This window comes from Arthrobacter sp. 35/47 (assembly GCF_000520475.1).
Classification (GTDB): Bacteria; Actinomycetota; Actinomycetes; order Actinomycetales; family Micrococcaceae; genus Arthrobacter_D; species Arthrobacter_D subterraneus.
In genome coordinates this window covers 40,605-53,479 of sequence record NZ_KI914617.1, presented here as the reverse complement: position 1 = coordinate 53,479, position 12,875 = coordinate 40,605, and the positions used below count along the sequence as shown (strand labels likewise).

Below are 12,875 nucleotides of genomic sequence, written 5' to 3'. Positions count from 1 at the left end.
GCGATTGCTGCACCGGCCCTTCTGCATTCCGAGAGAGACCACCGGGCAGTGATTGACATTCCTCAATCACTGCCCCATGATTCTTGATATGACCGCCACCGACCTGCGCATCCGGCCTTATCCGCTACCGCGGTCGCTGGACGTTCCCGAAGCCCGCCCTTTTCTTGCTGCTTCCAACCTGAGCAACCTCATCGAACGTGAGATCTGGGACCATGACGATCACTGCGTCGCCGCCCGGACGCGGTTCGAAAGCTTCAGGCCGAACGGCTATGAGGACCGGACCATTTTTCTTGCCTGCGAGAACGATGAGGTGGTGGGAAAAGCCGTAGCCGATGTGCCGCTCACCGATAACCTCCAGACCTGCTACGCCGAAGTGATCGTGCATCCTGAGCGCCGTCGCCGTGGGATCGGCTCCGCGCTCTACGCAGCGGTGGAAGAACAGGCCCGCACTCGGGGCAGGTCGGTAGTGATGGGGTGGGCGGACCACCGCACGGGCTTCGATACCGCCGGTGGCGTACTCACGCCGGCCACCGGCGCGGGATCCTTCCCCGCCGCGTCCCTGCCTGCCGCCTTCGCTGCAGCTCAGGGATTTTCCCTGGCGCAGGTGGAGCGATGCAGCGTGCTGCCCGTCGGCTGGGACCCCCACCGGCTCGCGGTGCTTGGCGCGGAGGCGGCCAGGGCGGCCGGGCCTGATTACGCCCTGGTGAACTGGGTTGACCGCTGTCCGGACGAAGTGCTGGAGCAGTATGCGTACCTTCGGCAGAAGATGAGCACTGATGTGCCGGTGGGGGAGCTGGACTGGGAAGAGGAGTCGTGGGACGGCGCCAGGGTCCGTGAAGGGGAGGAGCGCCTTGCCCGCGGCGGAGGCAGCAGCCTCGTGCGGGCTGTGCTGCACCGGCCCAGCGGACAGCTGGTCGGTCACACCATCCTTCAGAGGCGGGCGGAAAAGCCCGGGATCGTGTACCAGGAGGACACCCTGGTGCTGTCGGATCACCGGGGGCACAGGCTGGGAATGTGGCTGAAGGTCGCCAACCTGCTCGACGTCGTCGTGGTCTGGCCGGAAGCCGAGCGCATCTACACCTGGAATGCTGAGGAGAACCGTCACATGCTCGACGTCAATATTGAGCTGGGCTTCACGCCGGCGGGATACACGGCCGCCTGGCAGAAGAAGCTGGAGGCCGCGTGAGGCGGCGGACGCAGTGGCCCCGATTTTGCCCCTGCGGCCCCGTCCCGTAGGCTTGTAGCACCAAAGACCGTCGGTCGATGGACATCCGCAGCCAATTGATCCGTTCAACTGCCTGCCGTCCATCTGAAAGTTCCCGTTCAGGGCGGCCAGCGCAGGTGAACAGAGCTCGTCCTTCCCCAGAATTATGTCTGGCCAGGTCTCGCCCCGTGCATCTGCGCGGGGCGTTTTTTATTGGACCGATCACCGGCACCTATTCCCCGGAAGGAGGGTTATGGCAACGCCAACAAAGGTTTCGGCCGTGGATGAGATCACTACCGATTTCAAGGAATCCACTGCTGCTGTCCTAACCGAATACCGCGGGCTCTCCGTTGCACAGCTCAAGGAACTGCGCCGTTCACTCGGCGCCGAGACCAAATACGCTGTCGTCAAGAACACCCTGACTGGCATTGCAGCCAAGGAAGCCGGCATCGACGCGTTCGAAGGCCAGCTTGCCGGACCTACTGCAATCGCCTTCATCAAGGGTGACGCCGTTGCTGCGGCAAAGAGCCTGACGGATTTCGCGAAGACCAACCCACAGCTCGTCATCAAGACCGGTTACTTCGAGGGCAAGGCCCTCGACGCTTCGGCGGTAGTCGCTCTTGCTGCTCTTGAGTCGCGTGAGTTCCAGCTGGCCCGTGTGGCAGGTGTCCTCAAGGCACCGATGTCCGCACTTGCCCGCACCGTCGATGCCCTGCGCATCAAGTTGGAGGAGAACGGGGACGCTGCACCCGCGGCAGCCACCGAAGCTCCCGCGGCAGAGGAAGCACCCGCAGCTGCGGATGCCGCTCCTGCCGAGGCTGCCGAAGAAGCAGCTGCCCCCGAAGAGAAGTAATTCTCACCCACCACACTCCGGTGCCGCGCGCACCACATCAGGAAGGATGCTTTAGCCATGGCAAAGCTCACCAACGAAGAGCTCATTGAAGCCTTCAAGGAACTGTCCATCATCGAACTCTCGGACTTCGTGAAGCTGTTCGAGGAGACCTTCGACGTCACCGCTGCTGCTGTTGCAGTTGCAGGGCCCGCCGGTGGCGGCGCAGGCGAAGCTGCAGAGGAAGAGAAGGATTCCTTCGACGTCGTCCTCGAAGCTGCCGGTGACAAGAAGATCGCTGTCATCAAGGAAGTTCGTGCCCTCACCTCGCTGGGCCTGAAGGAAGCCAAGGACGTTGTCGACAGCGCCCCCAAGGCTGTTCTCGAAGGCGCCAACAAGGAAACGGCAGAGAAGGCCAAGGAGGCCCTCGAGGCCGCCGGCGCCACCGTCTCCCTCAAGTAGGTTCTTCCGAACCGACGCAAAAAGCCCCGGAACCGCCTGGTTCCGGGGCTTTTTTGCGTTCGTATCAGTTGCGGTAGAGGAGCAGTGCCTCTCCCTGCCCGCCGCCGCCGCACAGGGAGACGGCGGCCTTTCCGTTGCCCCTGCGCTGCAGTTCCATGGCAGCGTGCAGGGCCAGGCGGGCACCGGAGGCACCGATCGGGTGGCCGAGAGCTATTGCACCCCCGTGGATGTTGCACTTCTCCAACGGCAGCCCCAGGTCCTTCAGCGACTGGCAGGCAACCGACCCGAAGGCTTCGTTGATCTCCACGAAGTCGAGGTCCTCCGTGGACCAGCCGGCCCGGTCGAGGGCCTGTTCGATGGCCCGTGAGGGCTGCGAGTGGAGCGTGTTGTCGGGTCCGGCCACCTGGCCGGGACGCCCGACGACGGCCAGCACCTCCCAGCCCCTGGCCTCCGCGTTCTGCCGGCTGGTGAGCACCAGGACGGCCGCGCCGTCCGACAGGGGAGAGGAGTTGCCTGCGGTGATGGTGCCGTCCTTCGCGAACGCCGGCTTCAGCCCCGCGAGGGTCTCGACGCTGGTGTTTGGCCGTACGCCCTCGTCCGTGGACACCACCACGTCGTCGCCCTTCCGCTGGGGGACGCGCACCGGAACAATCTCGTCCTTGAAGACGCCGGCCTCCGTCGCCGCCGCCGCACGCTGGTGCGACGCCGCCGCAACCTCGTCCTGGGATGTACGGTCGATCGCGAGGCCGGTGTTGCCGCGCTCCGTCGAGGCACCCATGGACTCCTCGTCGAAAGCGTCGGTGAGGCCGTCATGGGCCACCGAATCCACGGCCGGCATGGTCCCGTAGGTCCAGCCCTGGCGTGCTCCGGGCAGCAGGTGCGGCCCGCGGGTCATGGATTCCTGGCCCCCGGCGACGACGACGGCGGCCTCGCCGCTGCGGATCAGGCGCGCCGCGTCGATGACTGCGGTGAGGCCGGAGAGGCAGACCTTGTTGAGGGTGACGGTCGGCACGTTCCAGCCGATGCCCGCCTTGATGGAGGTCTGCCGGGCCGGGTTCTGCCCGCACCCTGCCTGCACCACGTGGCCCATGATCACGGCGTCAACATCGGCGGCCGCCACCCCGGACCGCTCAAGGGCTCCGGTCACGGCAAAAGCGCCGAGTTCAACGGCGGTGAAGGCTGCCAGCTGCCCGTTCAGCCGGCCCTGCGGCGTGCGTGCCCCACCTACTATGACAACGTCCTGGGGGGTCTGCTCGAGGCTGTTCATGGGAAGGTTCGCTCGCTTTCTTCATTGAATCGCATGGAGCCAGATGCTGCCCATGCCTCCTGGTTCAAGGTTACCGGAGCGGCCTGAAATTTCAGCTAACGGGTATTCACTGAAACTCCTCCGCGGCGGGCACGTCAGGATCGGCGGGCTCCGATCCCGTATACCACATCCGGTTGGACATTGTCGCTACCCTGACGTACAGTAGATATTTGCGTCCTCCCTCATAACCTCAGCCTTCATATAGCGGTGGGCTTTGCCACGCATTCGTCATTTAACGGATAGTCCCGTCGGTTCCGCCATGGGCAGTTTCCGGTGAGCGATGCGGGCGTCAGGTTGGCACCATTCCGGTGCGGGGAGTGATCGTAAGAACACGCCTGTTGGTCTGTGGAAGGATCCCTCTTGGTCGCCCCGAGCACCTCACTAAATGCAACCGCTACCAGCCAGGTCGACGCCGATGGCGCCGCACCTCGGCTTTCATTCGCAAAGATTCACGAACCGCTGGACGTTCCCAATCTGCTCGCCCTGCAGACAGACAGCTTCGACTGGCTGGTCGGCAACGAGCGCTGGAAGGCACGCGTAGAAGAGGCACTGGCTCAGAACCTGCCCGGCGTGGCCACAACCTCCGGTTTGGCTGACATCTTCGAAGAGATCTCTCCGATTGAAGACTTCCAGGGCACCATGTCCCTGAGCTTCTCGGAGCCGGAATTCGCTGACCCGAAGTACACCATGGCCGAGTGCAAGGACCGTGACGCAACGTACGCGGCTCCGCTGTACGTCAAGGCCGAGTTCATGAACAACAACACGGGCGAGATCAAGCAGCAGACCGTGTTCATGGGTGACTTCCCGCTGATGACGGAGAAGGGTACTTTCGTGATCAACGGCACCGAGCGTGTCGTTGTCTCCCAGCTGGTCCGTTCACCCGGCGCCTATTTCGAGCGCACCGCGGACAAGACCAGTGACAAGGACATCTTCAGCGCGAAGATCATCCCGTCGCGCGGTGCCTGGTTCGAGCTCGAGATCGACAAGCGCGATCAGGTCGGCGTACGCCTTGACCGCAAGCGCAAGCAGTCCGTCACCGTCCTCCTGAAGGCGCTCGGCTGGACCGAGGGCCAGATCCTCGAGACCTTCGGCGAGTATGACTCCATCCGCGCCACCCTTGAAAAGGACGCCACGGAGACCCAGGAAGACGCCTTGCTGGACATCTACCGGAAGCTCCGCCCGGGAGAGCCGCCCACGGTCGAGGCCGCCAAGACGCTGCTCGACAACCTGTACTTCAACTCGAAGCGCTATGACCTGGCGAAGGTCGGCCGCTACAAGATCAACCGCAAGCTTGGCATCGACAAGAACCTCGGCGACGCTGACGCCTCGGTCCTGAACATCGATGACATCGTTGCCATGATCAAGTTCCTGGTTGCGCTCCACGCCGGTGAGACCACCCTGACGGGCAGGCGCGACGGCGAAGACGTCGAGCTGCGCGTTGAGGTTGATGACATCGACCACTTCGGCAACCGCCGCATCCGCGCCGTCGGCGAACTCATCGAGAACCAGGTCCGCACCGGCCTGTCCCGGATGGAGCGCGTTGTCCGTGAGCGGATGACCACCCAGGACGTCGAGGCGATCACGCCGCAGACTCTGATCAACATCCGTCCGGTTGTTGCTGCCATCAAGGAGTTCTTCGGAACCTCCCAGCTGTCGCAGTTCATGGACCAGAACAACCCGCTCGCGGGCCTGACGCACAAGCGCCGTCTGTCCGCGCTGGGCCCGGGCGGTCTTTCCCGTGACCGCGCCGGCATGGAAGTCCGTGACGTCCACCCGTCGCACTACGGCCGCATGTGCCCCATCGAAACCCCTGAAGGCCCGAACATCGGCCTCATCGGTTCGCTGGCATCCTACGGTCGGATCAACACGTTCGGCTTCATCGAGACTCCGTACCGCAAGGTGGAGAACGGCATTGTCACCGACCAGATCGACTACCTCACGGCAGACGACGAGGTTGAGCGGCTGATCGCCCAGGCAAACGCGCCGCTCGATGCCAACGGCAAGTTCGTTGAGGACATGGTCCTGGTCCGTACCCGTGGTGGTTCCGGTGAGCCTGTTCTCGTTGTTGCAGCCGACGTTGAGTACATGGACGTCTCCCCGCGCCAGATGGTGTCGGTTGCGACCGCACTGATTCCGTTCCTGGAGCACGACGACGCCAACCGCGCACTGATGGGCGCCAACATGCAGCGGCAGGCTGTGCCGCTGCTGCGTTCAGAGCGCCCGCTTGTCGGCACCGGCATGGAGAAGTACGCCGCTGTTGACGCCGGTGACGCAGTGACCGCGAACAAGGCCGGTGTGGTGTCCGAGGTTTCGGCTGACCTGGTGGCAGTGCTGAATGACGACGGCACCGAGACCAACTACCCGATCATGAAGTTCGCGCGCTCCAACCAGGGCAACGCCTACAACCAGCGCGTGCTGGTGGCTGAAGGCGACCGCGTCGAATACAACAGCATCATTGCTGACGGCCCGTCCACCGATCAGGGTGAACTGGCCCTCGGCAAGAACATGCTCGTTGCGTTCATGTCCTGGGAAGGCCACAACTTCGAGGACGCGATCATCCTGTCGCAGCGCATCGTCTCCGATGATGTCCTGACGTCGATCCACATCGAGGAGCACGAGGTCGACGCCCGCGACACCAAGCTTGGTGCCGAGGAAATCACCCGGGACATCCCGAATGTCTCCGAAGAGGTACTTGGCGCACTCGACGAGCGCGGCATCATCCACATCGGTGCCGAGGTTGAAGCCGGGGACATCCTGGTCGGCCGTGTCACCCCCAAGGGTGAAACGGAACTGACCCCTGAAGAGCGCCTGCTGCGCGCCATCTTCGGTGAGAAGAGCCGCGAGGTCCGCGACACGTCCCTGAAGGTTCCCCACGGCGAGTCGGGCACCGTGATCGGCGTGCGCATCTTCGACCGCGACAACGACGACGAACTGCCCCCGGGCGTCAACCAGCTCGTCCGCGTCTATGTTGCCCAGAAGCGCAAGATCACGGACGGCGACAAGCTCGCCGGCCGTCACGGCAACAAGGGTGTCATCTCCAAGATCCTGCCGATCGAGGACATGCCGTTCCTTGAGGACGGCACGCCGGTTGACATCGTCCTGAACCCGCTGGGTGTTCCGGGCCGTATGAACGTCGGACAGGTACTCGAAATCCACCTCGGGTGGGCAGCCAAGCAGGGCTGGAAGATCGAGGGCGAGCCCGAGTGGCTCAAGAACCTTCCGGAGCTTCCCCGCGAGATTGCTACCACCACCGTTGCAACCCCCGTGTTCGACGGCGCAACCGAGGATGAGATCGTCGGCCTGCTCGGTGCCACGAACGTCACCCGTGACGGACAGCGCCTTATCGGCGAGTCCGGCAAGGCGCGGCTGTTCGACGGCCGCTCCGGCGAGCCGTTCCCGGACCCGATCTCCGTTGGCTACATGTACATCCTGAAGCTCCACCACCTGGTGGACGACAAGATCCACGCCCGCTCCACCGGACCGTACTCGATGATCACGCAGCAGCCGCTGGGTGGTAAGGCACAGTTCGGCGGACAGCGCTTCGGCGAGATGGAAGTGTGGGCCCTCGAGGCCTACGGTGCGGCGTACACGCTGCAGGAACTCCTGACCATCAAGTCGGATGATATCCACGGACGCGTCAAGGTGTACGAGGCAATCGTCAAGGGCGAAAACATCCCCGAGCCGGGTGTTCCGGAATCCTTCAAGGTTCTGATCAAGGAAATGCAGTCGCTGTGCCTGAATGTGGAAGTCCTTTCCACCGACGGAACCACGATTGAGATGCGTGACTCGGATGAAGAAGTCTTCCGGGCCGCGGAAGAACTGGGCATCGACCTCTCACGGGCCGAGCCGAGTTCTGTCGAAGAGGTTTAGGTTCTGACGCACCGGGCCGGCGTTCTGCTGTGAACGCCGGTCCGGAGCGCAGCCGATCACCTCGAACCGCACCCAAGACTTTGTGAATTTAGAGAAGAGAGACAGGGACCATATGTCCAGCGAATCCTCATTCGGCCTCATGCGAATCGGCCTGGCCACCGCGGAAGAGATCCGCGGATGGTCGTACGGCGAAGTGAAGAAGCCGGAAACCATCAACTACCGCACGCTCAAGCCCGAGAAGGACGGACTCTTCTGCGAGAAGATCTTCGGCCCTTCCCGTGACTGGGAATGCTACTGCGGCAAGTACAAGCGCGTGCGCTTCAAGGGCATCATCTGTGAGCGGTGTGGCGTTGAGGTCACCCGCGCAAAGGTACGCCGCGAGCGTATGGGCCACATCGAGCTCGCCGCTCCCGTGACGCACATCTGGTACTTCAAGGGCGTCCCGTCGCGTCTTGGCTACCTGCTTGACCTCGCGCCGAAAGACCTCGAGAAGGTCATCTACTTCGCCGCCTACATGATCACCTCGGTTGACGAGGAGAACCGCCACGCCGAACTGCCGAACCTCCAGGCTGAGCACGACCTTGAGAAGAGGCAGCTGGTTGACCAGCGCGACTCCGACATCGCCGCAATTGCCCGCGATCTTGAGGACGAGCTTGCCCGCCTTGAGGGTGAAGGCGCCAAGGCTGCGGACAAGAAGAAGGCCCGCGACTCGGCTGACCGCCAGATGGCCAACCTGCGCAAGCGCGCAGACGCCGAGATCGAGCGCCTCGAGCAGGTCTGGGACCGGTTCAAGAACCTCAAGGTCGCTGACCTGGAGGGCGACGAGGGTCTGTACCGCGAGCTGCGTGACCGCTACGGCCTGTACTTCGAAGGCTCCATGGGAGCCGAGGCAATCAAGAAGCGCCTCGAGAACTTCGACATGCAGGCAGAGGCTGACCTCCTGCGCGACATCATCCAGAACGGCAAGGGCCAGCGGAAGACCCGCGCCCTGAAGCGACTGAAGGTTGTCAACGCGTTCCTGACCACCACCAACAGCCCGCTGGGCATGGTGCTCGACGCCGTACCGGTGATCCCGCCGGAACTGCGCCCGATGGTTCAGCTGGACGGTGGCCGCTTCGCGACCTCCGACCTCAATGACCTGTACCGCCGTGTGATCAACCGCAACAACCGCCTGAAGCGGCTGCTCGATCTCGGGGCTCCCGAGATCATCGTGAACAACGAAAAGCGCATGCTCCAGGAAGCTGTTGACTCCCTGTTCGACAACGGCCGCCGCGGCCGTCCGGTCACCGGACCGGGCAACCGGCCGCTGAAGTCGCTCTCCGACATGCTCAAGGGCAAGCAGGGACGCTTCCGCCAGAACCTGCTGGGAAAGCGCGTCGACTACTCGGGCCGTTCGGTCATCGTGGTCGGCCCGCAGCTGAAGCTGCACCAGTGTGGTCTGCCCAAGCAGATGGCGCTGGAGCTCTTCAAGCCGTTCGTGATGAAGCGCCTGGTCGACCTCAACCACGCGCAGAACATCAAGAGCGCCAAGCGCATGGTCGAGCGCTACCGTCCGCAGGTGTGGGATGTCCTCGAAGAGATCATCACCGAGCACCCTGTGCTGCTGAACCGTGCACCTACCCTGCACCGCCTCGGCATCCAGGCGTTCGAACCGCAGCTGGTTGAAGGCAAGGCACTTCAGCTTCACCCGCTGGTCTGTGGTGCGTTCAACGCTGACTTCGACGGCGACCAGATGGCAGTGCACCTGCCGCTGAGCCCGGAGGCCCAGGCTGAGGCACGCATCCTGATGCTGTCCTCGAACAACATCCTGAAGCCCTCGGACGGCCGTCCGGTGACCCTGCCTTCACAGGACATGATCATCGGCCTGCACCACCTCACCACCAAGCGTGAGGGTTCGGCAGGGGAGGGGCGCGTCTTCTCGAGCCCCGCCGAGGCGATCATGGCTTTCGATGCTGGTGTTCTGCACCTGAACTCGGTCGTCAAGATCCGCGTTCCGAACTTCGTTCCGGGCCCGGACACCGCAGCCCCTGAGGGCTGGGAAGAGGGCACTCCGGCGCTGATCGAAACCTCGCTCGGACAGGTCATCTTCAACGACACGCTGCCTGAGGACTACCCCTGGGTGGAGCAGGTTGCAGACAAGGGCCAGCTCTCCACGATCGTCAACGACCTCGCAGAGCGCTACCCGAAGGTTGTTACCGCGGCAACGCTGGACAACCTGAAGGACGCCGGCTTCTACTGGGCAACCCGCTCGGGCGTCACCGTGGCAATCTCCGACATCTCGGCTCCGATCAACAAGGCCGGCATCATGGAGGGCTACGAGACGCAGGCCGCCAAGGTCCAGGCGCAGTTCGACAAGGGCCTCATCGCTGATGAGGAGCGCCGCCAGGAACTGATTGACATCTGGAACAAGGCCACCAACGAGGTCGCCGAGTCCATGCGCGGCGCCATGCCGAAGGACAACACCATCAACCGCATGGTGTCCTCCGGTGCGCGTGGTAACTGGCTGCAGGTACGTCAGATCGCGGGTATCCGTGGTCTGGTGGCAAACCCCAAGGGCGAGATCATCCCGCGTCCGATCAAGTCCTCCTACCGTGAGGGCCTCTCGGTCCTGGAGTACTTCATCGCGACCCACGGTGCACGTAAGGGTCTTGCTGATACCGCACTGCGTACCGCGAACTCGGGTTACCTGACCCGCCGTCTCGTGGACGTGTCCCAGGACGTCATTGTCCGCGAGGACGACTGCGGCACCGAGCGCGGACTCAACGTCACGATCGCCGTTCCGAACCACGACGGCGAGCTGGTCCTGCACGAGGAAGTCGAGAACTCGGCGTACGCACGCACGCTGGCAACCGACGTCGTTGATTCCAACGGCGAGGTGCTGGCACCGGGCGGCTCCGACGTCGGCGACGTACTGATCAACAAGCTGTTCGCGGCAGGGGTGACGGACATCAAGGTCCGCTCGGTCCTGACCTGTGAGTCCAGCGTTGGAACCTGTGCACTGTGCTACGGGCGTTCGCTGGCCACCGGCAAGACCGTGGACATCGGCGAGGCAGTCGGCATCATTGCTGCGCAGTCGATCGGTGAGCCGGGTACCCAGCTGACCATGCGTACCTTCCACACCGGTGGTGTTGCCTCGGCCGAGGACATCACCCAGGGTCTGCCCCGTATCCAGGAGCTGTTCGAAGCCCGTACCCCCAAGGGTGTGGCGCCGATCTCCGAGGTTGCGGGACGGGTCACCATCGAGGACGCGGAAAAGCAGCTGCGCCTCGTGGTCACTCCCGACGACGGCTCCGAAGAGATCGCCTACCCGGTCCTGCGGCGTGCGCGCCTGCTGGTCTCCGACGGCGATCACGTCGAGGTCGGCCAGCAGCTGGTCTTCGGTGCGGTGGATCCCAAGCAGATCCTCCGCATCCTCGGCCCGCGCAAGGCGCAGGAGTTCCTGGTGGACGAGGTCCAGCGCGTGTACCGCAGCCAGGGCGTAGGCATCCACGACAAGCACGTGGAGGTCATCGTCCGGCAGATGCTGCGCCGGGTCACCGTCATCGAGTCCGGCGATTCCGACCTGCTCCCCGGTGAGCTCGCGGAGCGTCGCCGTTTCGAGGACGAGAACCGCCGCGTGGTATCCGAGGGCAAGAAGCCGGCGTCCGGCCGTCCCGAGCTCATGGGTATCACCAAGGCGTCGCTCGCCACGGAGTCCTGGCTGTCGGCAGCTTCCTTCCAGGAGACCACGCGTGTCCTCACGCAGGCCGCCATGGAAGGCAAGAGCGACCCGCTGCTCGGCCTCAAGGAGAACGTGATCATCGGTAAGCTCATCCCGGCCGGAACCGGCCTGGACCGCTACACGAAGATCACGGTGGAGCCCACCGAGGAAGCCAAGGCCAACCTGTTCACCGGTCCGAGCGCGTTCAGTGACTTCGACTACGCAGGCGTCGACGGCGGACTCAGCCCCGAGTTCCATGCCATCCCGCTGGATGACTACGACATGGGGTCAAGCGACTTCCGTTAGGAGCCGCAAACACCCGGTTGACTGAAGGGGCCCGGATCACAGTTTCGCGCTGTGGTCGGGCCCCTTTTACCATGCCGTCAAAGCCTCGGCGCGGAATCTGTTAGACTTGTCGGGAATTGTTTGTGTGGCAGTGGATTGGCGTCTCTTCGGGCGTATCTCCGTGTTGTAGGGAACTTGTACAACGAATGCCACATTTTTGCACGCCTACGGTCGTTTACCTTGCGTCCCGTGTAGGCACGCCAAACGACTGACAAGCTCTGCTCGTTGCTGACCGGCCTTGCGCCGGCCGGCAGAATGCGGAGTCAGCAGAGATCTGATCTCAAGACAACATACGGAGAACTGAGAAGTGCCTACCATTAACCAGCTGGTCCGTAAGGGCCGGTCACCTAAGGTCTCCAAGACCAAGGCGCCCGCACTCAAGGGCAGCCCCATGAAGCGCGGTGTCTGCACCCGTGTCTACACCACCACCCCGAAGAAGCCGAACTCGGCTCTGCGTAAGGTCGCCCGTGTCCGCCTCAACGGTGGCATCGAAGTAACCGCCTACATCCCGGGTGTGGGACACAACCTCCAGGAGCACTCCATTGTGCTCGTGCGCGGCGGTCGTGTGAAGGACCTCCCCGGTGTGCGTTACAAGATTGTCCGTGGCGCACTGGACACCCAGGGCGTAAAGAACCGCAAGCAGGCTCGCAGCCGCTACGGCGCAAAGATGGAGAAGAAGTAATATGCCTCGTAAGGGCCCGGCCCCCAAGCGGCCGCTCGTTGTAGATCCCGTCTACGGTTCGCCCCTGGTCACCCAGCTGATCAACAAGGTGCTCGTCGACGGCAAGAAGTCCACCGCGGAGCGCATCGTCTACGGTGCCCTCGAAGGTGCACGCGCCAAAACCGGCGGAGACCCGGTTGCAGCACTCAAGAAGGCCATGGACAACGTCAAGCCCACCCTTGAGGTTCGCTCCCGCCGCGTCGGCGGCGCCACCTACCAGGTTCCCGTCGAGGTCAAGCCGGGCCGCTCCACGGCCCTCGCGCTCCGCTGGCTGGTTGGTTACTCCAAGGCCCGCCGTGAGAAGACCATGACCGAGCGTCTCCAGAACGAGATCCTCGACGCGTCAAACGGTCTGGGTGCCGCTGTGAAGCGCCGCGAAGACACGCACAAGATGGCCGAGTCCAACAAGGCCTTCGCTCACTACCGCTGGTAATCGCG

The 12,875-nt window shown here is 63.5% G+C and carries 8 protein-coding genes; 7 read left to right on the top strand and 1 reads right to left on the bottom strand.

Annotated elements, in window-relative coordinates:
• Positions 1-88: 88 nt before the first annotated feature.
• From X803_RS20275 to rplL, 3 genes are all read left to right on the top strand, one after another.
• Positions 89-1,186, top strand: coding sequence for a GNAT family N-acetyltransferase (locus X803_RS20275; protein WP_035779265.1), 1,098 nt, complete (start codon positions 89-91; stop codon positions 1,184-1,186).
• 271 nt (positions 1,187-1,457) lie between these two features.
• Complete coding sequence (gene rplJ, locus X803_RS0114385) at positions 1,458-2,057, top strand: 50S ribosomal protein L10 (protein ID WP_026545673.1); 600 nt, start codon at positions 1,458-1,460, stop codon at positions 2,055-2,057.
• Positions 2,058-2,114: 57 nt separating this feature from the next.
• Complete coding sequence (gene rplL, locus X803_RS0114380; RefSeq protein WP_026545672.1) at positions 2,115-2,495, top strand: 50S ribosomal protein L7/L12; 381 nt, start codon at positions 2,115-2,117, stop codon at positions 2,493-2,495.
• A 64-nt stretch (positions 2,496-2,559) separates the two neighbouring features.
• Here the strand turns inward: rplL and X803_RS0114375 are convergent, their stop codons facing one another.
• The gene (locus X803_RS0114375; RefSeq protein ID WP_026545671.1) at positions 2,560-3,762 is read right to left on the bottom strand and encodes an acetyl-CoA C-acetyltransferase; all 1,203 of its coding nucleotides are present in this window, start codon (positions 3,760-3,762) and stop codon (positions 2,560-2,562) included.
• Between the two features lie 399 nt (positions 3,763-4,161).
• On the opposite strand from X803_RS0114375, the gene rpoB reads away from it, so the two are divergent.
• The 4 genes from rpoB to rpsG all read left to right on the top strand — a co-directional run bounded on the left by rpoB (position 4,162) and on the right by rpsG (position 12,870).
• The gene (gene rpoB / locus X803_RS0114370) at positions 4,162-7,671 is read left to right on the top strand and encodes a DNA-directed RNA polymerase subunit beta (RefSeq protein ID WP_026545670.1); all 3,510 of its coding nucleotides are present in this window, start codon (positions 4,162-4,164) and stop codon (positions 7,669-7,671) included.
• A 112-nt stretch (positions 7,672-7,783) separates the two neighbouring features.
• Positions 7,784-11,677, top strand: coding sequence for a DNA-directed RNA polymerase subunit beta' (locus X803_RS0114365; RefSeq protein WP_026545669.1), 3,894 nt, complete (start codon positions 7,784-7,786; stop codon positions 11,675-11,677).
• Positions 11,678-12,023: 346 nt separating this feature from the next.
• The gene (rpsL, locus tag X803_RS0114360) at positions 12,024-12,398 is read left to right on the top strand and encodes a 30S ribosomal protein S12 (protein WP_026545668.1); all 375 of its coding nucleotides are present in this window, start codon (positions 12,024-12,026) and stop codon (positions 12,396-12,398) included.
• Between the two features lies 1 nt (position 12,399).
• Positions 12,400-12,870, top strand: a complete 471-nt coding sequence (gene rpsG, locus X803_RS0114355; protein ID WP_026545667.1) for a 30S ribosomal protein S7 — start codon at positions 12,400-12,402, stop codon at positions 12,868-12,870.
• Positions 12,871-12,875: the final 5 nt, after the last annotated feature.

Bases quoted from the DNA above. Each gene is read 5' to 3' on its own strand.
- rplL (WP_026545672.1), top strand. From the start codon at position 2,115: ATGGCAAAGCTCACCAACGAAGAGCTCATTGAAGCCTTCAAGGAACTG.
- X803_RS0114375 (WP_026545671.1), bottom strand. From the start codon at position 3,762: ATGAACAGCCTCGAGCAGACCCCCCAGGACGTTGTCATAGTAGGTGGG.
- X803_RS20275 (WP_035779265.1), top strand. From the start codon at position 89: ATGACCGCCACCGACCTGCGCATCCGGCCTTATCCGCTACCGCGGTCG.
- rplJ (WP_026545673.1), top strand. From the start codon at position 1,458: ATGGCAACGCCAACAAAGGTTTCGGCCGTGGATGAGATCACTACCGAT.
- rpsG (WP_026545667.1), top strand. From the start codon at position 12,400: ATGCCTCGTAAGGGCCCGGCCCCCAAGCGGCCGCTCGTTGTAGATCCC.
- X803_RS0114365 (WP_026545669.1), top strand. From the start codon at position 7,784: ATGTCCAGCGAATCCTCATTCGGCCTCATGCGAATCGGCCTGGCCACC.